The sequence below is a fragment of the Glutamicibacter sp. B1 genome, from assembly GCF_039602135.1.
Lineage (GTDB): Bacteria > Actinomycetota > Actinomycetes > Actinomycetales > Micrococcaceae > Glutamicibacter > Glutamicibacter ectropisis.
In genome coordinates, this window is the sequence record NZ_CP125942.1 from 1,811,943 (window position 1) to 1,835,544 (window position 23,602).

A 23,602-nucleotide genomic window follows, 5' to 3' on the forward strand; every position below is an offset into this window, starting at 1 on the left:
GAATTCCTAGGCGTTGAACCAGTTGCGCAATGCGTCGACGCGGTCCAGCTTCTCCCAGGTGAAGTCGTTGTCCTCGCGACCAAAGTGGCCGTGGGCAGCGGTCTTGCGGTAGATCGGGCGCTTGAGATCAAGATCCTCGATGATGCCCAGTGGGCGCAGGTCGAAGACTTCGTTGATGGCCTTGGTGATCTTGGCAGGGTCAACGGTTTCGGTACCGAAGGTCTCCACGTACAAGCCCACCGGACGTGCTACACCGATCGCATAAGCAATTTGCACTTCGGCGCGACGTGCCAGGCCGGCAGCTACCACGTTTTTTGCGACCCAACGCATGGCATAGGCCGCCGAACGGTCCACCTTCGATGGATCCTTGCCGGAGAAGGCTCCGCCGCCGTGGCGGGCGAAACCACCGTAGGTGTCCACGATGATCTTCCGGCCCGTCAGCCCAGCATCTCCCACTGGGCCACCGATGATGAAAGGGCCCGAGGGGTTCAAGATGATGTTGGTCTTGGACACGTCCAAGCCGGAGCGTTCCAGGATCGGAGTCACAACCTCTTCGTAGAGGTCGGCCTTTAAGGTGGCCAGTTCGTATTCCGACGCGTGCTGGCTGGAAACGACCACGGTATCCACGGAGACGGGCTTATCCCCGTCGTAGCCGATGGTGACCTGAGTCTTGCCATCAGGGCGCAGCAGTGGCATGCGGCCATTCTTTCGCACCTGGGTCAGGCGCTCGGAGAAGCGGTGTGCCAAGAAGATCGGGGTCGGCATCAGCGAATCGGTCTCATCCGAGGCGTAACCGAACATCAGACCCTGGTCTCCAGCGCCCTGCAGGTCACGGGGGTCCTTGGCGGTACCTTCGCGGGATTCCAGCGAGTTAAAGACGCCATCGTGGATTTCCTGGGACTGCTGGCCGATCGACACCGAAACACCACAGCGGGCACCGTCGAAGCCGTTGGCCGAGGAGTCGTAGCCGATGTCCAGAATGGTCTTGCGGACGATCTCGGGGATCTCCACGTAGCCGTTGGTAGTCACCTCACCTGCCACATGCACCAGTCCGGTGGTGGTCAGGGTCTCGACAGCGACCTTAGAGTTCGGGTCCTGCGCCAGCATGGCGTCGAGGATCGCGTCCGAAATTTGATCGCAAATCTTGTCCGGGTGTCCCTCGGTCACGGATTCCGAGGTGAAGAGACGAAGTTCAGGGGTTGTTGAAGTCACCTTTTTACTCTATCTGGTCTAGTGGACCGTTAAGCAGTTGTTGCGACGATACGTGACTAAGCACCTTATGGCGCAGCTCACGAGATGTCGCGCTTGTGTCCTTTTGTTGCGTGGGAAATCTGTTCGATGACGACGCGCGCCACCTCTAATTTGCTTCCGGCTGCTGGCACCGCTTCGGAGCCATCGGCAAAGAGCACCTGAATGGTGTTGGTTTCTTGACCGAAGGTCAGGTTCGCGCCCACCTCATTGACCACGAGCATCTCGCAACCCTTGCGCTGCAACTTCGCTCGACCATAGTCCAATACGGTGCCCTGATCGTCGCCGGTCTCCGCAGCAAAACCAACGATGAACTCTGGCAGTTGCGAATTCTCGCTGCGCGCTTGGACGACCTCGGCCAAAATATCGGGGTTACGCACCAGTTCAATGACCGGGGCAGAGTGCTCGTCGCGCTTTTTGATTTTTGAGTTTTCGATCTTTGCTGGGCGGAAATCTGCGACCGCAGCGTTCATGATCAAAACATCTTTGCCCGGTGCATGCTCAAAGACGGCCTCCCGAAGCTCTAGGGCGCTTGAGGCGTGCACGAGGTGGACACCGTGCGGTACCTGAACTTCTAGATGCGTGGCGATCAGCGTGACATCGGCGCCAGCAGCTAGTGCCGCTTGTGCCAGCGCAACGCCCTGGCGGCCCGAGGAACGGTTGCCCAAGAAACGCACCGGATCTAGCGGCTCACGCGTGCCACCAGCGGTAATCACCACCGAGGTGCCGGCAAGAATTGGATCGCTGAGCAGGTCTTGAACTGAGGCGAAGATTTCTTCGGGTTCCGGCAAGCGACCCGGACCGGTGTCTTTGCCCGTCAAACGCCCTGTAGCCGGTTTGATGATCCGCACACCGCGTTCGCGCAGGGTCAGCACGTTACTTTGGGTCGCGGGATGCTGCCACATTTCGGTGTGCATCGCCGGAGCCATCACTACCGGTGCCCGAGTGGCTAATAGTGTGCCGGTGAGCAGGTCGTCGGCGATCCCGGCCGTAGCTTTGGCCAAAATGTCGGCGGTAGCTGGCACCACGAGCACTAGATCAGCTTGCTGACCGAGGCGAACGTGATTCACGTTTTCGACCGCGTCGAAGACACTTGAAGTGACAGGATTGCCGGATAAAGCTTCCCACGTGGCATTTCCCACAAAGTTTTCTACGTTGCTGGTGGGGATCACGTCGACATGATGCCCGGCTTCACGCAGTAAACGCAGCAGGAGAACGGACTTGTAAGCGGCAATTCCAGCCGAGACGCCTAAAACGATTCGCTTCACGAAAGTACTTCCTCGAAGTTTTCTGTGCGGTAAGGACTCTTACGTTCACTACCGGCAACCGATGTGCCCAGCGATCGAAAAGAGGTTCGGGGGTAAAAGGTGCTTAACGAAAAAGAAGGCGCCCCGGTTAGGGCGCCGACTTTTCGATTAGTCCTCGATGACCTCGGCTGGAGTGACCTTGAGCAGGCTCTCATCCAGTTCGCGCAAGGCGATGGTCAGTGGCTTTTCGTTGAGCTTGGTCTCAACCAGTGGGCCAACATATTCAAAAAGGCCTTCGTTGAGCTGAGCGTAGTAAGCGTTGATCTGGCGTGCACGCTTCGCCGAGTTTAGTACGATTGCGTACTTCGAGTCGTTCGTCTCAAGCAACGAGTCGATCGATGGGTTGATGATTCCCTCTAGGTTGGACACAGGACTCCCTATTAGTCGTTCTTTAGCCCCATGAGGGCTACAAGCTCTTCGGCGGCACGTGCCACATCGTCATTAACGATGGTCACGTCGAATTCTGATTCCGCCGCAAGTTCTAGTTTAGCGGTTTCTAGGCGGCGCTGCTGTTCCTCGGGCGATTCAGTGCCGCGCCCCACAAGGCGGCGCACCAATTCATCCCACGAGGGAGGCGCCAAGAAGACAAATTTTGCTTCCGGCATCGATTCTTTGACCTGGCGGGCACCCTGCAAGTCAATCTCGAGCAGAACCTTTTTACCCTCTGCTACAGCATCCTCGACCGTTGAACGAATCGTGCCGTAGCTGTTCTGGCCGTGGACTACAGCCCACTCCAGCATCTGGCCTTCCTCGACTAGTTCATGGAAACGATCTGGGCCCACAAAAAAGTAGTGGACTCCATCCTGCTCCCCTGGTCGCGCATTACGGGTCGTTGCCGACACCGAGAGCCAGACATCTGGATAGTTGTCACGGATGTAGGTAGAGACGGTGCCCTTACCTACGGCCGTGGGGCCGGCTAGAACAGTTACCGACGCAGCGGTCATTGACTACACTTTCGTTTTTGGCGGGCTTTGCTTGAAGTGTTCGGTGATTGCGGTGCGCTGCTTACGGCCCAGTCCACGTAGACGGCGGGACGGTGAGATGCCAAGGCGCTCCAGCAAGTTTGCCGCGCGTACTTCGCCTACGCCCGGCACCGATTCCAGAAGGTCCATGACACGCATGCGTCCCACGGCTTCATCTTCGTATACCAAGTCTAGTACCTCGGTGATGGAAATTTTGCCGGCGCTGAACTCGGCCTTGATTTCTGCACGGCGCGTGCGTGCAGCAAGGGCTTTGGCGCGGGCCCGGATACGATCTTCGTCAGAGAGTTCTCGCAGTACCATCGTTCAGCCATCCTTAATGTGTAGTCGACTAAGGCTATGTTGAGAAACATAGCTTTCCAACGCAGCTTTTGCAAGACTAAACGCGTTGTGGCTACTAGAAACTCTAGTAGCCACAACGCGTTTCTGTCACTAAGCGGATTTTTGGCTAGCCGGCGGCCAGCAATTCATCGCGTACCCTCAGCGCTTTCTCACGAAGAGCGGCTACTGTTGGCCCCTCTTTGAGAATGTCACGGCTGCTGGTGCCTAGGACCTGTGCGTAGCTGGAGGCGAAGGACTTGGCAATATCTTGTGCCGTGGCCCCTTGCGCGCCAAGTCCCGGGGTCAGCAGTGGGGCCTTGCTAGCAGTGAGGTCGATACCTAATTTTTCGGGAGCGTCCCCAATGGTCGCACCAACCACTAGACCTACGTGGCCTAAATCTTCTGCAGCAGCATTATCCTTGGTGACTTGGTCAATAATTGATTTAGCAACCGAGTTTTGACCACCAACATGCTGCACTGAGGGCCCTTCTGGGTTGGAGGTTAGACCGAGGACGAACACTCCCCTGCCGGTCGCTGAGGCCAAATCCAAAGCTGGTCGCAAGGACTCATAACCCAAGTATGGGCTCAGTGTCACCGCATCCGATGCCAGCGGAGAGCTGTCATCGAGCCAGGCGCTGGCATAGGCAGCCATGGTCGAACCAATATCTCCGCGCTTCGCATCAGCTAAGGTAAGCAGGCCAGCGGATTTAGCGGCATCCAAAGTTTCTTCCAGGGCCGCGAATCCTGCCGAACCGAATCGTTCGTACAGCGCAACCTGTGGCTTCACAATTGCTGCTACCCCGCCCATCGCCTCAACAACGCGCAGTGAGAAAGATCGCACACCTTCGGCCGTGTCGTCCAGCCCCCAGGCTTCGAGCAACGCCGGATGCGGGTCAATTCCCACACACAGCGGGCCCGAAGCCTGCATGGCTGAACGTAGCCGGTCACCAAATGGGGTCGGCTTAGGCATTGCGAGCTGCCGAAAGGTTGGCTTCGTGCTTCTGCAAGCTGGTGACATCCCATGCGTATTCACGCAGCGCGTCAATGGCCTGCACCGAGGCACCAAATTCTGCCACCGTGGTGATCACTGGGGTGCCCACGGAGGTCGCGGCCGCACGGATCTCATAACCATCACCACGTGCGTCTGAGCCCGATGGGGTGTTCAAGATCAAACCGATTTCGCCGGCGTTGATCAGATCGACGATCGAGTCGCCGCCCTCATGCAGCTTGCCGACGACCTGGGTAGGGATGCCGTTGCGGCGCAGAACCTCGGCGGTGCCACCGGTGGAGATGATCTCAAAACCGTTATCCGAAAGGTGCTTGACCGGAAGCACGATCGAACGCTTGTCGCGGTTGGTCACCGAAACGAAGACCTTGCCGGAAGTTGGCAGCGGGTTATTCGCGGCGGCCTGCGACTTAGCGAAGGCGGTATCGAAGTACTTGTCGATGCCCATCACTTCGCCGGTGGAACGCATTTCTGGGCCGAGCAGTGAGTCGACAACCTTGCCCTGCGGAGTGCGGAAACGGGCGAACGGCATAACCGCTTCCTTGACTGCGATCGGAGCCGAGTCCGGAAGGTGCGCGCCGTCGCCAACCGCTGGCAGGTAGTTGCCACGCAGTTCGGCCAGGGTCTTGCCTACGCCGATCAGGGCAGCGATCTTCGAGAGCTGCACACCGGTGGCCTTGGAGGTGAACGGCACGGTGCGCGAAGCACGTGGGTTAGCTTCGATCACGTACAGGATGTCGCTGGCCAGTGCGAACTGGATGTTGATCAAACCACGCACACCCACACCTTCGGCGATGGCCAGGGTTGCGGCCTTCACGCGATCGCGAACATCTGGGCCCAGGGTGATCGGAGGCAGGGTGCAGGCGGAGTCACCGGAGTGAATTCCGGCTTCCTCGATGTGCTCCATGATGCCGCCGACGTACAGATCCGTGCCGTCGTACAGGGCGTCAACGTCGATCTCGATGGCGTCTTCGAGGAAGCGATCCACCAGGACCGGGTGATCCACGGTGATTTCGGTGGCGTTGGCAATGTAGCGCTCGAGGTTGGCCTCGTCGTACACGATCTCCATGCCACGTCCACCCAGCACGTAGGAAGGACGGACCAGAACTGGGTAACCGATGGAGTCGGCGATCGACTTGGCATCAGCGAAGGACACTGCGGTGCCGTTCTTTGGTGCGATCAGCCCAGCGTCATCCAGCACACGCTGGAAGGCGCCACGGTGTTCGGCCAGGTCGATGGCCTCTGGGGAGGTACCCAGGATCGGCACGCCGGCGGCCTTGAGTTCGGCGGCGAGCTTCAGCGGGGTCTGACCACCGAGCTGCACGAACACACCGAGCACTCCGCCGGTCTGCTCTTCGGCGTGAATGACTTCCAGAACATCTTCCAGGGTCAGCGGCTCGAAGTAGAGTCGATCGGAAATGTCGTAGTCGGTGGACACGGTTTCCGGGTTGCAGTTGACCATCACGGTCTCGTAGCCTTCGGCGCGCAGTGCCATGACCGCGTGCACGCAGGAGTAGTCGAACTCGATGCCCTGGCCGATACGGTTTGGACCGGAACCGAGGATGATCACGGACTTCTTCTCGTGGGTGGCCAGTTCGGACTCTTCATCGTACGAGGAGTACATGTACGGGGTGAAGGCCTCGAACTCGGCGGCACAGGTGTCCACGGTCTTGTAGACCGGGCGCACACCCAGTGCGTGGCGGATCCCGCGAACTACGGCCTCGGACTTGCCGGTCAGCTGGGCCAGCTGCGCGTCGGAGAAGCCGTGGTGCTTGGCTTCGCGCAACACCTCTTCAGGCAGGTCCTTGTTGGCGGCGACCAGTTGTGCGGTCTCGTTGATCAGGGCCAGCTGATCCAGGTACCAAGGATCGATGGCGGTCGCCTCGAAGATACGCTCGATCGAAACACCCGAGTAGAGCAGGCGCTGAACCAGGGACAGGCGCTCGGTGGAGCCCTTCACGATCGAGGCGAGGACGGCCTCGTGCTCGGATTCGTCAATAGTTTCGAAGGATAGCTCCGAACCCTTCTGCTCCAGTGAGCGCAGGGCTTTCTGCAAAGCTTCGGTGAAGTTACGGCCCAGGGCCATGGCTTCGCCCACCGACTTCATGGTGGTGGTCAGCGTCTTGTCGGCGGCCGGGAACTTCTCGAAGGCAAAGCGTGGCACCTTGACGACGACGTAGTCCAGGGCTGGTTCGAAGGATGCCGGGGTCTTCTGGGTGATGTCGTTCGGGATCTCGTCCAGGGTGTAGCCCACGGCCAGCTTGGTGGCGATCTTGGCGATCGCGAAGCCGGTGGCCTTGGAGGCCAGCGCGGAAGAGCGGGAAACGCGGGGGTTCATCTCGATGACGACCACGCGGCCGGTGGCCGGGTCGATGGCGAACTGGATGTTGCAGCCGCCGGTGTCAACGCCGACTTCGCGGATCACGGCGATGGAAATGTCGCGCAGCTTCTGGTATTCGCGGTCGGTCAGGGTCATGGCTGGGGCCACGGTGATCGAGTCGCCGGTGTGCACGCCGACCGGGTCGAAGTTTTCGATGGAGCAGACGACCACGACGTTGTCGTTCTTGTCGCGCATCATCTCCAGCTCGTACTCCTTCCAACCCAGGATCGACTCCTCCAGGAGCACCTCGGTGGTTGGCGAGTACTGCAGGCCGGCGCCGGCGATGCGGCGCAGGTCCTCTGGGTTGTAGGCCATGCCCGAGCCCAGGCCACCCATGGTGAACGATGGGCGGACTACGACCGGGTAGTTCAGCTCCTCGACGGCGGCGAAGGCTTCGTCCAGGGTGTGCACGATGACCGAGCGGGCCGATTCGGCGCCGCAGCGCTCGACGACGCCCTTGAACTTCTCGCGGTCTTCGCCCAGCTCGATGGCTTCGATGTTCGCGCCGATCAGCTCGACGTTGTACTTCTCCAAGGCGCCGGACTTATCCAGCGCGATGGCGGTGTTCAGTGCGGTCTGGCCGCCCAGGGTTGGCAGGATCGCATCCGGGCGTTCCTTGGCGATGATTTTCTCAACGACCTCGGGGGTGATCGGCTCCACGTAGGTGGCATCGGCGAATTCCGGGTCGGTCATGATGGTGGCCGGGTTGGAGTTCACCAGAACAACTCGCAGGCCCTCTTCTTTGAGCACGCGTAGTGCCTGGGTGCCAGAGTAGTCGAATTCAGCGGCCTGTCCGATAACGATCGGGCCCGAACCGATGACGAGAACTGATTTCAGGTCGGTGCGCTTAGGCATTACTTGCTGTCCTTTTCTGCGGCGGAATCCAACGCGGTGATGAAGCGGTCAAAGAGGTAAGCGGCATCGTGGGGGCCAGATGCGGCTTCTGGGTGGTACTGGACCGAGAAGGCTGGAATGTCCAGGCAGCTCAGGCCCTCGACGACCTGGTCGTTCAGGGAGTAGTGCGAGACTTCCACCTTGCCAAAGCGTGCCTCGGGGGCGGTGAACTGACCCTCGATCGGGGCGTCCACGGCGAAGCCATGGTTCTGGCTGGTGATTTCTACGCGGCCGGTGGACTTATCCATCACCGGCTGGTTGATACCGCGGTGCCCGAAGCGCAGCTTGTAGGTGTCAAAGCCCAGGGCACGGCCCAGGATCTGGTTACCGAAGCAGATGCCGAAGTATGGCATGCCGGCATCCAGCACCGAGCGGACCAATTCCACCTGCTTGGTGGCGGTGGCAGGGTCGCCCGGTCCGTTGGAGAAGAAGACTCCGGTCGCGCCGGTGGCCTTGATATCTTCCAGGGTGGCATCGTGAGGCAACACGTGCACGCGCAGTCCGCGTTCGGCCAGGCGCTGCGGGGTCATCGACTTCATTCCCAGGTCGATCGCGGCGACGGTGTGCTTGGCGGCGCCTGCGTAGCCGTGGTCTGCTGGTTCGACGATGTAGGCCGAATCCACCGAGACCTCGGCGGAGATGTTGCGGCCGGCCATCGATGGCTGGGCCTTGACGATCTCGATCAGCTCGGCATCTGACTTAGCTGCGTCGTTGCCGGAGAAGACGCCGGCCTTCATGGCACCGGCCTCGCGCAGGTGGCGGGTCAGCGCACGGGTATCCACATTGCGGATGCCGACGATACCGTACTCCTTGAGGTCGTCGTCCAGTGTGCGTTCGCTACGCCAGTTACTCGGACGGCGCGCGGCGTCGCGCACCACATAACCGGCAGCCCACATGCGGGTGGACTCTGGGTCTTCGGAGTTCACCCCGGTGTTACCCACGTGCGGGAAAGTCTGCACGATGATCTGGTGGGCGTAGGAAGGGTCAGTCAGGGTTTCCTGGTAGCCGGTCATGCCGGTGGTGAAGACAGCTTCACCCAGGGTAGTGCCCACGGCGCCGTAGCTGCGCCCGCGGAAGATGCGGCCATCTTCGAGTACCAACACGGCTGGTAGGTTGCTCAGGGAATTCACTTATTTGTCTCCTGCTCGGCTTACGTCGCCATGCGACGCCAGCAACTGATAAATCTTGGGGGTGTCCTCGGAGAACCGGGGACGGAATCCGGTGTCGAAGTTGAATCCTTCGCGATTCCAGCTGATCACGATCAGCCCGTTCTTTTCCACAAATTTGCCGATCATTCCGGAGGCTCGTCGCACCTCGTCGAAGTGCTCCCAGGGAATGTGCACATCTCGGCTCCCGGAGCGAATCAGGTGTACACCCGCCTGTCCGATCTCCAAGCTGGCGTTGGTGCGCACGCCGAGATCGTGCACGGCAATACGATCAAGCCAGTCATCAAATTTGGTGGTGGCCACGTACATTCCGGCGAAACTGTGCTGCGCGGTGTCCTCGAACGCCTCAAAGGGCTCCGGGACCTGCGCCTGGCGGGCTTTGAGGTTCCGCCAGCCGATCAGGATCATCGTGATGCCGGCGATGATAACCAGGATCGTGATGATGACCGGGCCTAGTGCTCCCTCAGGCATGGGTCACCCGCGGGGTTGCCAGCTGGCCATCGAGCACGGTGGCGTGGCCGTGGAAGAAGGTCGCGCGCACCGAGCCTGGCAATTCCATGCCGGCGAACGGCGAATTGCGTCCTTTGGTGGCCATCGCCGAAGGGTCTACCACCCAGCGTGCTGCCGGATCGATGAGCGTGAGGTTCGCGGGCTCCCCCACAGCGATCGGACGGCCCTGATCGGCCACGCGACCGATCTGAGCTGGAACGCTGGAGGTAATGCGAGCCACGTCGGCCCAGCCCAGCAGCCCGGTGTCCACCAGGGTGTGCTGGACGATGGACAATGCGGTTTCCAAACCGGTCATGCCCATGGCGGCCGCTCCCCATTCGCAGTCCTTGGACTCGGAAGGGTGCGGGGCGTGGTCGGTGCCGATCACGTCGATGGTGCCATCGGCGACACCGGCGCGCAGGGCCTGAACATCTGCCTCGCGGCGCAGTGGCGGGTTGACCTTGTACACCGGGTCGTAGCTGCGGACCTTTTCGTCGGTGAGCAATAGGTGGTGCGGGGTGACTTCGGCGGTGACGTTGATGCCACGGGCCTTGGCCCAGCGAATGATCTCCACCGAACCGGCGGTGGACACGTGGCAGACGTGCAGGCGGGCACCGACGTGTTCGGCCAGCAGTACGTCGCGGGCGATGATCGACTCTTCGGCTACGGCAGGCCAGCCTGGCATGCCCAGAATGGAGGAGACTTCGCCCTCGTTCATCTGTGCGCCCTCGGTCAACCGTGGTTCTTGGGCGTGCTGGGCGATGACCCCGTCGAAGGCCTTGACGTATTCCAAGGCGCGACGCATCAGCAGTGGGTCCCAGACGCAGATGCCGTCATCGGAGAACATTTTGACGGCAGCACGCGAATCGGCCATGGCGCCGATTTCGCTCAGCTGCTGTCCGGCCAGGCCCACAGTGACAGCGCCGACCGGGCGAACATCAACCCATCCGGCCTGGCGGCCTAATTCGTAGACCTGCTCTACCACGCCGGCGGTATCGGCCACCGGGGTGGAGTTGGCCATGGCGTGCACCGCGGTATAACCACCGAGGGCTGCAGCCTGGGAGCCGGTCTCGACGGTTTCAGCGTCTTCGCGGCCCGGCTCACGCAGGTGGGTGTGGGTGTCGACCAGTCCAGGTAGGAGCACGAGATTCTTCGCGTCGATCACCTGGACGTCGTCGCTGGCTTCGATGGTGCCGATCTGTGCGATCTTGCCGTCGACGATCAACACGTCTTGGGCCTGCTCGCCAAGGATTGCGGCCTGTTGGATCAAGTAATTCATGGGGTCTTCTTTCAGATCAGGTCGCCGGAGAGGAGCATGTACAAGCTGGCCATTCGCACGGCTACGCCGTTGGTGACCTGGTCGAGCACGGTGGAACGCGGTGAGTCAGCGGCTGCCGAGGAGATTTCTAGTCCGCGGTTCATCGGACCCGGGTGCATGATCAGGGTTTCGGCACCGCTGGAATCCAACTGGGCCAGGCGGGCATCATCCAGGCCCCAGTAGCGCGAGTATTCGCGCGGATTTGGGAAGTAGGCCGCGTTCATGCGTTCGCCCTGCACACGCAACATCATCAGCGCGTCAACGCCCGACGCGATCACTGCGTCTAGGTCGTAGCTGATGGTGCATGGCCAGGCGTGCGCGCCGACCGGTAGCAGGGTCGGTGGGGCGACCATGGTCACTTCTGCGCCCAGGGTCTTGAGCAGCCAGAGGTTGGAGCGGGCCACGCGGGAATGCAAAATATCCCCGACGATCGCGACCTTTAGTCCGTCTAGGCCCTGGCCCACTGGGTTGGTGACATTGCGTAGTGCCACCTGGCGGCGCAGGGTGAATGCGTCCAGCAGCGCCTGGGTGGGGTGTTCGTGGGTGCCATCGCCTGCGTTAACGATGGGCAGGCCGATCCAATCGGTGGCAGCAAGTCTGGCCGGGGCACCCGAGTCTGGGTGGCGGATGACTACTGCGTCGGCGCCGATGGCCAGCAGGGTTTGGGCGGTGTCCTTCAGGGATTCGCCCTTGGAGACACTCGAACCCTTGGCGGAAAAGTTGATCACGTCCGCGCTCAAGCGCTTGGCGGCCGCTTCAAAGGAGATGCGGGTACGGGTGGAGTCCTCGAAGAAGAGGTTGACCACGGTGCGTCCGCGCAGGGCCGGGAGCTTCTTGATGGCGCGGGTACCGGACTCGCGCATTTCTTCGGCGATGTCGAGGATCGAGATTGCTTCTTCGCGGGTCAGATCCGCGGTGGAGAGCAGGTGTTTCACGCTATGCCTTCGATCATCACTTCGTTGGTTCCATCAATTTCTGCCAGGTGCACTCGCACCTTTTCGCTTTTTGCGGTGGGGAGGTTTTTGCCCACATGATCGGCACGGATCGGTAGTTCTCGGTGGCCGCGGTCGACGAGCACGGCGAGTCGGACGATGCGGGGGCGTCCCCAGTCGGCGAGGGCGTCTAGTGCGGCGCGAATAGTGCGACCGGAGTAGAGCACGTCGTCAACGAGCACCACAACTTTGCCGTCGATCCCGCCGGCGGGAAGGCGTGTGGGAGCCGGGGTGCGTGTGGTGGAGTGGCGTAGATCGTCCCGGTACATGGTGATGTCGAGTTGACCGACCAGAGCATTGGGGTCAAGGTCGCCGGGAGCTGTTGCCGCGATGCGCTTGGCGAGGCGCTGAGCCAGTGGGAAGCCACGGCTGGGAATGCCCAAGAGGACCAGGTCATCTGTGCCCTTGTTGGCCTCAATAATTTCGAAAGCCACGCGAGTGAGTACACGATCGATGTCATCGCCGGTAAGTACCGTGCGCGACACATCTGGCACTGAATTTTCATTCATGCTGTGCACCTCTCCCTTCTCCGCCTCACAGGACGGGATTTAAAGGAATGTTGCTAATTCAAATTATCACGAGCGGGCACCGATTCCCTAGCGGAAAGCTATGCATGACACTGAATATCCCGTGAGATCAATCACCGCAGCTTCGGTTGAGCGAATTTGCCAGTGCTAGGTGGCGCTGGTCGAAGGTGCCGAGCAGGAAAATGAGCGTGAAGTGTTGGGTACAGCACATCCGTCTGGTGTAGGCCGCGGGGTGTTCAGCTGGTATTTTTATGCGCTATTGCCCGACCCGGCCATCAATACATTCGCGCAGCAGGTCGGCATGGCCACAATGCCGGGCATACTCCTCGATCCTATGAACCTGAAGTTCTCGCACTGCGATCTGCTCCCGGCCGATGAGCAGCCCCAGGTCCTGGTATTGCGCCACTTCCTTGTCCGTCGCCTGCTGCTCGTCGTGAAGAATCTGCAGGGCTTGGGTAAAGCTTTCTGGCTCCTCGTCGACGGCATTAAAGTCAGCGTCATGAGGTCCAAAAATGCGTCCTTCCTTTTGGCCGTAGGTAATCCAGTTGCGCCAGTCCCGTTCCACCTCGGCTAAGTGACGCAGCAATCCCAGCAGGGACATGGTTGATGGCCGTACGGAGCGTTGCGCCAATTGTTGCGGATTCAGCCCCTGACATTTCAGCTCCAGGGTTTGCCGATAGTCACGAAGATAGCGGTGATGGGTTTCTTGCTCCCCCACCGGATCTGGTTCGTCGCTGTCGCGCGGATCCTCATCCGGGTCCAACCACATGTCGGGCACTTCTACCGATTTGCTCCAACGTTCTGGCACATGTTTCATCGCACCATTTTCACGCGAGCGAGCGTCCGGGGCAAGGGACAAGCTCCGGGGCTGCACGCATTTTGGACGCAAAAAAGCCTGGGCCAGACTTCAACTAGGGAAATCCGGCCCAGGCTTTGAGATAGAACGTGTTGAGACAGAGAGGCGAAATTAGTCGACTAGGGTGTCCCTGACGCTTTGGATTCGACCCAAAACGCCATTAACAAATTCTGGAGACTCATCGGTCGAAAGCTCACGAACATTAACCACGGCTTCTGCCACGGCTACCGCGTCGGGAACATCGTCGTTGTACAGCAATTCCCACACGCCGATGCGCAGAACCGCGCGGTCAACCGCAGGCATGCGCTCGATGGTCCAGTCTTTGACGTAGCTTTCAAGAACCTCGTCAATACGGTCCAGGTGGGCCATGACGCCTTCGATGATGGTCAGCGAGTACTCGTTGAGCACGATGTCCGAGTTTTCTCGACGCGAGATGGCCACCTTCATGGGGTCGACATCACGGGCCTCTGCCTCAAAAAGAAATTCGAGGGCTCGACGACGGGCTTTGGCGCGGGCTCTCACTAGTTGACACGACCCAGGTAATCGCCGGTGCGGGTGTCAACCTTGACCTTGGTGTTCTGCTCCACGAACAGTGGAACCTGGATTTCCAGACCGGTTTCCAAGGTGGCTGGCTTGGTGCCGGCCGAGGAGCGGTCGCCCTGCAGGCCTGGCTCGGTGTAGGTGATTTCAAGGGTGACCGATGCTGGTAGTTCCAGGTACAGTGGGCTGCCATCGTGCATAGCGATGGTCAGTTCCTGGTTTTCCAGCATGTAGCCGGCTGCATCTCCGACGGTTTCACCGGCAACGGTGATCTGGTCGTAGTCTTCCAGGTTCATGAAAACGTAGTCTTCGCCATCCTGGTAGAGGTACTGGTAGTCGCGGCGGTCAACGGTTGCGGTTTCGATCTTGGTGCCGGCGTTGTAGGTCTTGTCAACCACCTTGCCGGAAAGCACGTTGCGCATCTTGGTGCGAACGAAAGCGCCGCCCTTACCTGGCTTAACGTGCTGGAAGTCGATGATGGTCCAGAGCTGGCCCTCGATCTTCAGAACTACACCATTTTTAATGTCAGTTGTATCCGCCACGTTTCCTCAATCCTCTATTGACGCCAGCATGCACCAGCCTTATCAAAAATCCATCTACAAGTTTACCCTATTCGACCCATGGTCGTCAGGGTTGCGCACGGTGGCGCTCGTTACTGTGCCACCCTCTGTTCGGCGATATTCAGGCAAATGCTCGAAGCATTCACCAGGTACGCATCGTCGTTCAGCGCGATACGCAGGTCCATGGCCTTGCGGAAACGCGTCGCTGCCGCTTTGAAGTCGCCCTTCGCGAAGAATGACAGGCCAAGGTGGTGATGCATCAGCGGTTCGTAATCGGTGCCAGCAAATTCTTCCGCCAGCTTGCGTAGGCGGTTGATGGCACGATCAAAGTCACCCTGCATGCGGGTCAGCTCGGTGTCCAAAACGCGCAGGTGTGCGTTGGTTGGATCCACCAGACGGGACTCAGCGATCAGTTCGCCAGCCTCGGCAAGATCACCACGCGCCAAAAGAATCATGACCTGATCGGTCGGCGAACCGACCTGCATCTGGTGTTCGGCGGCCTGCGCGTCGGCGATGTATGGCTTGAGAGTTTCTGGATCAATCAGCACGCCGTTGACCGACGTTCCAACACCTTGGCGGTTTACCGATGCGACGTCAATGGCGTATGCGGTGTAATCACCCATTTTTCATTCCCCGATTTCCTGGTAGGCCGCGAAGAGCAGCGAGTTATCCGGTACTTCGTAGATGCGTGGCTTGGCGATGTCTTCAAGAATGACGAAGCGTAGCTGGTTGCCACGGGTCTTCTTATCGCGCTTCATTCCGTCGAGCAGTGCCGCCCAGCGGTCATTGCGGTAGGTGGTTGGCAGTCCGAGGGACTTCAAGATGCTCACGTGGCGGTCGGCGATAGCATCCGAGGTGTAGCCCACCGAGCGACCCAACTCAGCAGCGAAGCTCAGCCCGATAGCTACCGCAGCGCCGTGACGCATCTGGTAACGCTCGGCAAGCTCAATGGCGTGAGCCAGGGTGTGCCCATAGTTCAAGAATTCGCGCTCCCCCGATTCCTTCAAATCCCGGGAAACCACGTCCGCCTTGACCGCGATGGTGCGTTCGATCAATTCACGCAGGCGCGCACTGCCAGGGTTGATGGCATCTTCTGGGTCTTCCTCAATCAGCTCGAGGATGCGCTCATCAGCGATGAAACCGGTCTTGACGATCTCAGCCATGCCGGTCACCAATTCGTTCTTTGGCAGGGTAGCCAAAGCGTCAAGATCGGCGAGCACGGCGGCAGGAGGATGGAAAGCACCCACGAGGTTTTTACCCTCAGCGGTATTGATACCGGTCTTACCACCCACAGCAGCGTCGACCATAGCAAGCAGCGAGGTAGGAATGTGAATGACCTTGACCCCTCGCAACCAAGTGGCTGCCACAAAACCGGCCAAGTCGGTCACGGCGCCACCACCCACGGAAATCACCGCGTCGCTGCGGGTGAAGTCGTTCTTGCCCAGAACTTCCCAGCAGAAGGAGGCAACCTGAATGTGCTTACCTTCTTCGGCGTCCGGGATTTCTGCGGTGAGTGCTTCAAGTCCAACGTTGGCTAGCTCGTCACGAACAACATCACCGGTGGCGCGTAGGGCGCGAGGGTGGATCACCAAAACCTTTTTGACCGAAGGTCCCAGTAGTTCGGGCAGTTGCCCCAACAATGAGTTGCCAACCAGTACCGGATATGATTCGGCGGCAGTATTTCCCGAGACCTTGAGTGTGGTCGGTGCGAGTGGCATCAGTCTATTTCCTCCTGATGGTGCTGATTTGTCTAGCGTACGCGCGTGAATGAGAAGATTTTGCATCTCGTGGCGCTAATCACAACTGGTTAAGCTGCGGCAAAATCTCTTCGACAATTTGTAGAACTGACTTGCCGTCAACCTTTACATGCACGTCAGCTAACATTTCGTAAATTGGTCGGCGTTTTTCATAGACCGAAGCCCAGACGGTGAGTGCTTCATCACCTGCGAGCAGCGGGCGGTTTGAGTCCGCTTTAATCCGCTCAGCGGCGCCCTGGGGGCTCAACTCTAAATACACCACGGTTCCCCGTGAGAGTAGTTGCTGGTTTTCCTCGCGCAGCACCGCTCCACCGCCAGTGGCAACTACCCCGGTGCGTAAACGGGAAAGCGCCTGGACTTCTAGGTCGCGGAAGTGCTGCTCACCGTGGGCGGCGAAAATTTCGGGAATGGTGCCATGATGGGCCACCACCGCGGCATCCGAGTCGGCGAAACTTGTTGATAAGGCCGTGGCCAGTGACCTGCCCACGGTGGACTTGCCACTGGCCATCGGACCAATGAGGTAAATCATTACCGAATGCTTCCTAGACGCCAGTCGAACCCAGATTATCCGGGATGTTGGCTAGGTAGGAGTCGATATTGCGCTTGGTTTCGGCCACCGAGTCGCCGCCGAATTTCTCCAGTAGCGACTGGGCGAGTACCAAGGCGACCATGGCTTCTGCAACGACGCCAGCAGCTGGCACGGCACAAACATCCGAACGCTGGTGATGCGCGGTGGTCTCTTCACCGGTGGCGGTATCCACGGTGCGCAAAGCGCGAGGCACGGTAGCGATCGGCTTCATACCGGCGCGAACACGCAGGACCTCACCGATGCTCATGCCACCTTCGATGCCACCGGCACGGTTGGAATTACGCTTGATGCTGCCATCTTCGGCGTGAACAATTTCGTCGTGGGCTGCGGAGCCACGGCGGGCAGCAGTAGCGAAGCCATCGCCCACTTCCACACCCTTGATCGCCTGAATACCCATCAGGGCTGCGGCCAGACGTGCATCCAGACGGCGGTCCCAGTGTACGTAGGAACCAATGCCAGGAGGCAGGTTGTAAGCCAAAACCTCAACGACGCCACCCAGGGTCTCCCCCGCCTTGTGGGCATCGTCGACCTCGGCCACCATGGCTTGGCTGGTCTCAGGATCAAAGCAACGCAGTGGATCGGCATCCAGGGCCTGGACGTCGCTGGCAGTTGGTAGGGGTGCATCAGATGGTGCCGAGACCGCGCCAATAGCGGTGGTGTGTGAGACCAGTTCGATGCCTAGGTCATTGAGGAAACGGGAGGCGACGGCACCGAGCGCCACACGGGCTGCGGTTTCGCGGGCACTGGCACGCTCGAGGATCGGACGGGCATCGTCAAAGCCATACTTCTGCATCCCGGTGAAGTCTGCGTGACCTGGACGAGGGCGGGTCAGCGGCGCATTACGTGCCATGGATGCCAATTCGTCAAGATCAACAGGGTCGGCGTTCATCACGCGTTCCCACTTAGGCCATTCGGTATTACCGATTTCGATGGCCACCGGGCCACCCTGGGTCTTCCCGTGGCGTACGCCCCCAAGGAAAGTGACCTGGTCCTTTTCAAACTTCATTCGCGCGCCACGGCCATAGCCTAAACGGCGGCGAGCCAATGCTTCGCGTACAACTTCGCTATCTACCGATACCCCGGCAGGTAGCCCTTCAAGAATTCCAACGAGTGCCGGGCCATGCGATTCGCCCGCGGTCAACCAACGCAACATGTCCTCTATTTTGCCATGACCTGACCCAATTACTGGTGTCGAACTAGCCCCAGAGAGTCATACATCGCATTTGTGACGTCGATGCGTCGAGCCTCATCCCACGCTTCCCCGCTAAATAAACGCACCTGTTCCACGGCCTGATGGATGAGCATGTGAAGCCCGGAAATCACTGGTCCTTGCCAGGAGGCGGCCAACTGTGAGGGCCATGGATCGTAGGCGACATCCAGCAAAATTCCGGTGCCGGAACCAATGGTCGGCACCCAACTATCGCCCGCGCGTGGCGGCAGGGTGCTAAAGACCAGCGGCTGATCGCGCAACTGTTGTGCGAGATCACCAGTGATCGCGGAGACTTCATGAAGCACCGGTTGCAGGCCCAGTTCTGTGGCCAAGTCCATAGCGCGTTGGGCACGTTGAGCGGTGCGAACCACCAGGCTCACCTGTTTCACGCCAAGCTCGGCGCTGGCGCGCAACGCGGCCAAGGCAGTATTGCCCGAACCAAGGATCATCGCCTCATCGGTACTGGTGAGCGAAAAATCAGCGAGGGCCCGAACCAGTCCGTCCACATCGGTGTTCTCACCAAACAGGGAGCCATCTTCACGCACCACGATGGTGTTCAGGGCGCCGAGCTGTTGCACCCGGGTGGACACCTCGTCCATGAGCGGAACAAAAGCATCCTTCAGCGGCATGGTGACCGAGCATCCGGCCCAATTTTCCTGACGTAGCCGGGCTACATGCTCGGCACACTGCACCGGCTCAAGGTCGATGGCCTCATAACTTAGCTCGGCGCCCAAGAGCTCGTAGGCGGTGCGGTGCAATACCGGAGACTTCGAATGCCCGACCGGATGGCCCAGAACGGCAGCCTGCTTCATCAATTCATGTACTTTCTACGCTACTCAGGCGCTTAGCAAACGCCGGGATTTTGCTCACACCATGAGCGGAATTCAGCTTGGTTTTGCTGATGCTGCGCATAGGTGGAAGCAAATTTGGTTTCGCCAGTTTCGATGTTGACGGTCACCCAATAGTAGTAATCATTAGCTTGCGGGTTGGCCGCAGCGTTGATCGCCGACGTCGCCGGTGAGCCGATCGGCGTCGGAGGTAGCCCCTGATGTACATAGGTGTTGTACTTATTCGCCGCGTCTTGCTTCTCGGCTTTGGAGAATTGAAGGGAGTACCGATTCAGGCCATAAATCACCGAGGAATCGACCTGTAGCAAACCGTGGGTTTCCTTGTTATTCGGGTTCAACCGGTTTTCGATCGCTCCAGCAACCACTGCGTAATCCTTTTCGCGGGACTCAGCTTGAAGGATCGAAGCGATTTTCAGGGTGCGGTAACCTTCTTCAAGGTCGCTGATACCGGCTTCCTTCAACGTGGTTTTGGTGGCGTTGACCAATTCGGTCAGCACGTCCTTAGCGCTGGAATCCAGGGCAAAACGGTACTCCCCGGGGTGCAGCCAGCCTTCAAGGTTCGACACCGAATCTGGAAGCCCGAACTTCTCTGGCTGGTTAGCCAACTTTTTCAGGTCATCAAGTTTCAGCCCGGAGCCCTTGGCGATTTCCTCCAAAGCTGCGTTCAGGCGCAGGTTGGCCTTCAGTCCAATATAGAAGACCTTGTCCGGTCGGTTATTGACCAGAACTTCGGCGGCGTCGGCTGCTGGCATCTGAGATTTGAGCAGATAGGTGCCGGGGTGAATGACCTTATTGCTCTGGGTGGAATTCTCCACCGCTTTAATGAGCAGCTTGTCGTTGGAAATTACGTCCAGTTCTTCAAGCTTGCGCGAAATCGCGCCTAAGCCCCAGCCATCTTCCACGGTAAATTCGACGGTGTCGCCGCCCGGACCTGGATAGTCATCGGGGTTGAACTGCTTGACCAGAGACTTAACAAAGAAGATCGATCCGGCGACAACTAGGGCAAAAATGACCACCGTGGCAAGCATGACTAGGTTGCGCTTGCGTCGGTTCTTTGCTCGACGTTGCTTTTTGGACACTGAGTTTTCGTGCGCGATCAAACCGCTTGAATGCAGTGCATCCGAGGGTTCGATGCCCGGTTCAACAGCCGGTAGCGCGTCCGGATCGATGATCGGAGTCTGTGTGGTGGGTGCCGGCGTCAGCGTGGGCAGGAACTGCGTATGAGTTTCTTCCGACGCGGCACCGGACCCGGAGTCTTCGGTGGTGTTCGACAGGTAATGGCCGAGACCGGAGAGCTCCGGTGTTGAAGGTTGCGCGATCGGCAGGCCATGGCCTGCCGCGAAGCTTTCATACAGCGCGCGATGCGTTTCGCGTTGCCGCTCTTGACGTGCTTCTTCTCGCATCAACTCTCATTTCTCGGTGTGTTCTCGCCGTCGATGGCGAGCTGCCGGAACTATTTCATGACGATCCGGCTGGCCTGAACACGGACATTGTTCCGGCGCATTTCCAGCACTTGCTGCAGGATCTCGGTGGCAGCGACCTGGTCGACAACCTTCCGATGGTCCTCCATCTTACGGCCCGAAGCATGCAACGCTCGATGTGCATTTACGGTGCTCAATCGCTCGTCGACCAGAAAAACCTCAAGCTCGATATTAGTGCTTGCGGCTTCTTCTGCCAAAGCAATGGCGTAGTCACGGGCCATTTTGGTGGATTCCGTGTCATTTCCGGCCAGTGATTTTGGCTCCCCGATAAAGACTTCACCCACGTTTCGGTCGGTGATAATGCGCAGGAGCATTCGGCGATCCGAGTTCTTTTTCACATCGCGACGCAGGGTCATCACCGGCGTGGCCAGGACGCCCGAAGGATCAGAAATGGCGACGCCGACGCGGGCCAAACCCACGTCGACGCCGAGAGCCAATTTAGCCATTGGCCAAAGCCGCCCGGATGGCGTCTAGGGCTTCATCGATCTTGGAAGCGTCCTGGCCGCCACCTTGAGCCATGTCGTCCTTGCCGCCGCCACCGCCGCCGAGTACCCCGGTCGCGGTACGGACCAAAGCACCAGCCTTGAAGCCGTTGGCGCGCGCATCCTCGTTGGTTACTGCCAGCACCAGTGGGCGGTCATTAGCCACACCGATCAGTACGATCACTGCCGCGTCGCTGCCCAGCTTGCCACGCAGGTCAAGGGCCATGGTGCGCAGGGCATCGGCGGAGTCAACCACACCGGCATTGTGGGCCAGCAGTCGGGTGGAACCGATGGTTTGGACCTTTTCCAGCAGGGCTGCTGACTGTGCCAACATGGCCTGGCTCTTCAGTTCGGCGATCTGCTTTTCAGCTGCCTTGAGCTTGGCCACGGTGTCATTGACGCGCTCCGATACCTGGTTGGATGGCACGCGGAAGAGTCCGGAGAGCTCCGAGACCAGGGCACGCTCGGCTGCCCCGTGACGGAAGGCCTCCATACCGACCAAAGCTTCAACACGACGGTTACCCGAACCCACCGATGCTTCGGAGAGCAGGGTCAGCTGACCGATGCGGGCGGTGGAGTCGACGTGGGTACCACCGCACAGCTCGCGCGACCAGGCACCGTTCATCTCCACCACGCGTACGTCGTTGGAGTACTTCTCGCCGAATAGGCTCATGGCGCCCAGCTTCTTCGCCTCGGCCAAGGCCATCTCATTCGTGATGACCTGGTGGTTGGCGGCGATCGCTAGGTTCACGACCTCTTCAACTTCACTGCGGGCAGCAGCCGAGAGTGCTTCGGCCCACGAGAAGTCGAAGCGCAGGTAACCGGCCTTGTTGAAGGAACCGGCCTGGGTGGCTGTTGGGCCAAGCAGTTCGCGCAATGCGGCGTGCACCAGGTGGGTAGCGGAGTGTGCCTGCTCGCCGGAGCGACGGCGTACCGCATCAACCTGGGTGCGTACCAATGCTTCGGCGGGTAGTTCACCTTCGCGCACAATCACCTTGTGCACGTTCAGGCCCTTGACCGGCGCCTGGACATCGGTGACCTCTAGGACAAAGCCGTCACCGGTGATCAGGCCGCTGTCGCCAGCCTGGCCACCTGATTCTGCGTAGAACGGGGTTTCGTTGAGCACCAGGTCGATTTCCTGACCTTGCTCAGCGTAAGGAACGACCTGTCCGTCGCGGATGATGCCGCGGATGGAGGACTCGCCTTCCAGCGTGTCGTAACCGGTGAAGTGTACGTTGCCGGCCTCCGCCAGCTTGTTGTACACCGACAGGTCAGCGTGACCAGCTTTCTTGGCCTTCGCGTCCTTCTGTGCGCGGGTGCGCTGTTCGTTCATCAGTTCACGGAAGCGTGATTCATCAACGGACAGGCCAGCTTCGGCGGCGATCTCTAGGGTGAGGTCGATTGGGAAGCCGTAGGTGTCGTGCAGGGTGAAGGCGTCATCACCGGAGAGGTTGGCGCCTTCTTCCTTGGCGTGGTTCAGTGCTTCATCCAAACGGGTGGTACCCGAAGCGATGGTGCGACGGAAGGCGCGCTCTTCGGCGTAAGCGATGCGAGCGATACGCTCGAAATCTGCCTCAACCTCTGGGTAGACGCCCTTCATCGCGTCGCGGGAGACCGGAAGCAACTCTGGGAGCACTTCAGTGTCTACACCCATCAGGCGCATGGCACGCACGGCGCGACGGATCAGGCGACGCAGTACGTAGCCGCGGCCTTCGTTGCCCGGGGTGACCTGATCGGAGATCAGCATCAGCGAGGAGCGAATGTGGTCAGCGATCATGCGTAGGCGCACGTCATTGGCGTGGTTTGGATCGCTCGGATCCTCGGTGGAAGTGTAGGTGACTCCGGCCAGTTGTGCAGCCTTGTCGAGGACCGGACGGACCTGATCGGTCTCGTACATGTTCTCGACACCCTGCAGGATCATGGCTAGGCGTTCAAGACCCAGACCGGTGTCGATGTTGCGCTTTGGCAGTTCGCCGGCCACGTCGAAGTCGGTCTTGGAGCGCACTGCCGAGAGGCGGTACTGCATGAACACGAGGTTCCAGATTTCGATGTAGCGGGTCTCGTCGACCGCTGGGCCGCCTTCTTGGCCGTACTGGGCGCCACGGTCGTAGTAGATCTCGGAGCAAGGACCGCCGGGGCCAGGCTGGCCGGTGTTCCAGTAGTTATCTTCCTTGCCGGTGCCTACGACGCGCTCGGTAGGGATGCCGATTTCTTCTTCCCAGATGCGGCGGGCTTCAACGTCCTTCTCGTCGCCGTCTTCATAGACGGTGACCCAGAGGCGTTCCTTGTCCAGTCCGTAGCCACCGTCTTCGATGCTGCTGGTGAGCAGTTCCCAAGCGAAGTGGATGGCGTCCTTCTTGAAGTAATCGCCAAAGGAGAAGTTGCCGCACATCTGGAAGAAGGTGCCGTGGCGTACGGTCTTGCCAACTTCTTCGATGTCGCCGGTGCGGATGCACTTCTGCACCGACGTTGCACGGCTGTAGGGGGCTTCTTCGCGCGCGGTGAGGTACGGGATGAAGGGAACCATGCCGGCCACCGTGAACAACAGTGATGGGTCAGCTGAGACTAGCGAGGCGCTAGGCACCGCTGTGTGGCCCTTGGAGACGAAAAAGTCGACCCACCTACGGGCAATTTCCTGCGTTTTCATCGTG

General features: G+C 59.7%; 23 protein-coding genes. All 23 read right to left on the minus strand.

The features are described 5' to 3' along the window. Window positions 1–6: 6 nt before the first annotated feature. Window positions 7–1,212 (minus strand): methionine adenosyltransferase, encoded by a 1,206-nt coding sequence (metK, locus tag QMQ05_RS08375; protein ID WP_345469151.1) that lies wholly within the window; start codon window positions 1,210–1,212, stop codon window positions 7–9. A gap of 77 nt (window positions 1,213–1,289) precedes the next feature. Then, the gene (coaBC, locus tag QMQ05_RS08380) at window positions 1,290–2,516 is read right to left on the minus strand and encodes a bifunctional phosphopantothenoylcysteine decarboxylase/phosphopantothenate--cysteine ligase CoaBC (protein ID WP_345469153.1); all 1,227 of its coding nucleotides are present in this window, start codon (window positions 2,514–2,516) and stop codon (window positions 1,290–1,292) included. A gap of 147 nt (window positions 2,517–2,663) precedes the next feature. Beyond that, the gene (rpoZ, locus tag QMQ05_RS08385; RefSeq protein WP_058254359.1) at window positions 2,664–2,924 is read right to left on the minus strand and encodes a DNA-directed RNA polymerase subunit omega; all 261 of its coding nucleotides are present in this window, start codon (window positions 2,922–2,924) and stop codon (window positions 2,664–2,666) included. 11 nt (window positions 2,925–2,935) lie between these two features. Next, window positions 2,936–3,499, minus strand: coding sequence for a guanylate kinase (gene gmk / locus QMQ05_RS08390; RefSeq protein WP_058254360.1), 564 nt, complete (start codon window positions 3,497–3,499; stop codon window positions 2,936–2,938). A 3-nt stretch (window positions 3,500–3,502) separates the two neighbouring features. Continuing rightward, entirely contained in the window at window positions 3,503–3,838 is a 336-nt protein-coding gene (mihF, locus tag QMQ05_RS08395; RefSeq protein ID WP_013349055.1) for an integration host factor, actinobacterial type, read from the minus strand. A gap of 145 nt (window positions 3,839–3,983) precedes the next feature. Further along, the gene (pyrF, locus tag QMQ05_RS08400; protein WP_345469159.1) at window positions 3,984–4,826 is read right to left on the minus strand and encodes an orotidine-5'-phosphate decarboxylase; all 843 of its coding nucleotides are present in this window, start codon (window positions 4,824–4,826) and stop codon (window positions 3,984–3,986) included. Next, complete coding sequence (gene carB / locus QMQ05_RS08405; protein ID WP_345469161.1) at window positions 4,819–8,097, minus strand: carbamoyl-phosphate synthase large subunit; 3,279 nt, start codon at window positions 8,095–8,097, stop codon at window positions 4,819–4,821. The genes pyrF and carB overlap by 8 nt, the downstream gene beginning before the upstream one ends. Next, entirely contained in the window at window positions 8,097–9,266 is a 1,170-nt protein-coding gene (gene carA, locus QMQ05_RS08410; protein ID WP_345469163.1) for a glutamine-hydrolyzing carbamoyl-phosphate synthase small subunit, read from the minus strand. Before carA ends, carB begins: the two co-directional genes overlap by 1 nt. Further along, a complete protein-coding gene (locus QMQ05_RS08415; protein WP_345469165.1) occupies window positions 9,267–9,773 on the minus strand; it encodes a hypothetical protein in 507 nt (168 codons plus the stop codon). After that, window positions 9,766–11,070 carry a dihydroorotase gene (locus QMQ05_RS08420; RefSeq protein ID WP_345469167.1) on the minus strand — a complete coding sequence of 435 codons (1,305 nt, stop codon included), beginning with the start codon at window positions 11,068–11,070 and terminating at the stop codon, window positions 9,766–9,768. Before QMQ05_RS08420 ends, QMQ05_RS08415 begins: the two co-directional genes overlap by 8 nt. An 11-nt stretch (window positions 11,071–11,081) precedes the next feature. Continuing rightward, window positions 11,082–12,044 (minus strand): aspartate carbamoyltransferase catalytic subunit, encoded by a 963-nt coding sequence (locus QMQ05_RS08425; RefSeq protein WP_345469169.1) that lies wholly within the window; start codon window positions 12,042–12,044, stop codon window positions 11,082–11,084. Beyond that, entirely contained in the window at window positions 12,041–12,610 is a 570-nt protein-coding gene (pyrR, locus tag QMQ05_RS08430; RefSeq protein ID WP_345469172.1) for a bifunctional pyr operon transcriptional regulator/uracil phosphoribosyltransferase PyrR, read from the minus strand. Before pyrR ends, QMQ05_RS08425 begins: the two co-directional genes overlap by 4 nt. 274 nt (window positions 12,611–12,884) lie before the next feature. After that, window positions 12,885–13,445 carry a DUF664 domain-containing protein gene (locus QMQ05_RS08435; RefSeq protein WP_345469175.1) on the minus strand — a complete coding sequence of 187 codons (561 nt, stop codon included), beginning with the start codon at window positions 13,443–13,445 and terminating at the stop codon, window positions 12,885–12,887. A 150-nt stretch (window positions 13,446–13,595) separates the two neighbouring features. Next, entirely contained in the window at window positions 13,596–14,006 is a 411-nt protein-coding gene (gene nusB / locus QMQ05_RS08440; protein WP_345469177.1) for a transcription antitermination factor NusB, read from the minus strand. Continuing rightward, window positions 14,006–14,566: an elongation factor P gene (efp, locus tag QMQ05_RS08445; protein WP_345469179.1), complete on the minus strand. Its 561-nt coding sequence runs from the start codon at window positions 14,564–14,566 to the stop codon at window positions 14,006–14,008. The genes nusB and efp overlap by 1 nt, the downstream gene beginning before the upstream one ends. Window positions 14,567–14,676: 110 nt before the next feature. After that, window positions 14,677–15,207 (minus strand): tetratricopeptide repeat protein, encoded by a 531-nt coding sequence (locus QMQ05_RS08450; RefSeq protein ID WP_345469181.1) that lies wholly within the window; start codon window positions 15,205–15,207, stop codon window positions 14,677–14,679. 3 nt (window positions 15,208–15,210) lie between these two features. Next, window positions 15,211–16,302, minus strand: a complete 1,092-nt coding sequence (gene aroB, locus QMQ05_RS08455) for a 3-dehydroquinate synthase (RefSeq protein ID WP_345469183.1) — start codon at window positions 16,300–16,302, stop codon at window positions 15,211–15,213. Between the two features lie 79 nt (window positions 16,303–16,381). Then, complete coding sequence (locus QMQ05_RS08460; protein ID WP_345469186.1) at window positions 16,382–16,870, minus strand: shikimate kinase; 489 nt, start codon at window positions 16,868–16,870, stop codon at window positions 16,382–16,384. Between the two features lie 13 nt (window positions 16,871–16,883). Then, complete coding sequence (gene aroC, locus QMQ05_RS08465) at window positions 16,884–18,083, minus strand: chorismate synthase (RefSeq protein ID WP_345469188.1); 1,200 nt, start codon at window positions 18,081–18,083, stop codon at window positions 16,884–16,886. Window positions 18,084–18,112: 29 nt separating this feature from the next. Continuing rightward, the gene (locus QMQ05_RS08470; RefSeq protein ID WP_345469190.1) at window positions 18,113–18,952 is read right to left on the minus strand and encodes a shikimate dehydrogenase family protein; all 840 of its coding nucleotides are present in this window, start codon (window positions 18,950–18,952) and stop codon (window positions 18,113–18,115) included. A 32-nt stretch (window positions 18,953–18,984) separates the two neighbouring features. Further along, window positions 18,985–20,391, minus strand: coding sequence for an endolytic transglycosylase MltG (mltG, locus tag QMQ05_RS08475; RefSeq protein WP_345469193.1), 1,407 nt, complete (start codon window positions 20,389–20,391; stop codon window positions 18,985–18,987). 50 nt (window positions 20,392–20,441) lie between these two features. Then, window positions 20,442–20,915 carry a Holliday junction resolvase RuvX gene (gene ruvX / locus QMQ05_RS08480; protein ID WP_345469195.1) on the minus strand — a complete coding sequence of 158 codons (474 nt, stop codon included), beginning with the start codon at window positions 20,913–20,915 and terminating at the stop codon, window positions 20,442–20,444. After that, window positions 20,908–23,598, minus strand: a complete 2,691-nt coding sequence (gene alaS / locus QMQ05_RS08485) for an alanine--tRNA ligase (protein WP_345469197.1) — start codon at window positions 23,596–23,598, stop codon at window positions 20,908–20,910. Before alaS ends, ruvX begins: the two co-directional genes overlap by 8 nt. Window positions 23,599–23,602 lie beyond the last annotated feature (4 nt).

Coding starts and splice junctions, on each gene's coding strand:
- gmk (WP_058254360.1), bottom strand. CDS start 3,499: ATGACCGCTGCGTCGGTAACTGTTCTAGCCGGCCCCACGGCCGTAGGT.
- mihF (WP_013349055.1), bottom strand. CDS start 3,838: ATGGTACTGCGAGAACTCTCTGACGAAGATCGTATCCGGGCCCGCGCC.
- pyrF (WP_345469159.1), bottom strand. CDS start 4,826: ATGCCTAAGCCGACCCCATTTGGTGACCGGCTACGTTCAGCCATGCAG.
- carB (WP_345469161.1), bottom strand. CDS start 8,097: ATGCCTAAGCGCACCGACCTGAAATCAGTTCTCGTCATCGGTTCGGGC.
- QMQ05_RS08415 (WP_345469165.1), bottom strand. CDS start 9,773: ATGCCTGAGGGAGCACTAGGCCCGGTCATCATCACGATCCTGGTTATC.
- QMQ05_RS08420 (WP_345469167.1), bottom strand. CDS start 11,070: ATGAATTACTTGATCCAACAGGCCGCAATCCTTGGCGAGCAGGCCCAA.
- pyrR (WP_345469172.1), bottom strand. CDS start 12,610: ATGAATGAAAATTCAGTGCCAGATGTGTCGCGCACGGTACTTACCGGC.
- QMQ05_RS08435 (WP_345469175.1), bottom strand. CDS start 13,445: ATGAAACATGTGCCAGAACGTTGGAGCAAATCGGTAGAAGTGCCCGAC.
- QMQ05_RS08450 (WP_345469181.1), bottom strand. CDS start 15,207: ATGGGTGATTACACCGCATACGCCATTGACGTCGCATCGGTAAACCGC.
- aroB (WP_345469183.1), bottom strand. CDS start 16,302: ATGCCACTCGCACCGACCACACTCAAGGTCTCGGGAAATACTGCCGCC.
- QMQ05_RS08460 (WP_345469186.1), bottom strand. CDS start 16,870: ATGATTTACCTCATTGGTCCGATGGCCAGTGGCAAGTCCACCGTGGGC.
- aroC (WP_345469188.1), bottom strand. CDS start 18,083: ATGTTGCGTTGGTTGACCGCGGGCGAATCGCATGGCCCGGCACTCGTT.
- QMQ05_RS08470 (WP_345469190.1), bottom strand. CDS start 18,952: ATGAAGCAGGCTGCCGTTCTGGGCCATCCGGTCGGGCATTCGAAGTCT.
- mltG (WP_345469193.1), bottom strand. CDS start 20,391: ATGCGAGAAGAAGCACGTCAAGAGCGGCAACGCGAAACGCATCGCGCG.
- ruvX (WP_345469195.1), bottom strand. CDS start 20,915: ATGGCTAAATTGGCTCTCGGCGTCGACGTGGGTTTGGCCCGCGTCGGC.
- alaS (WP_345469197.1), bottom strand. CDS start 23,598: ATGAAAACGCAGGAAATTGCCCGTAGGTGGGTCGACTTTTTCGTCTCC.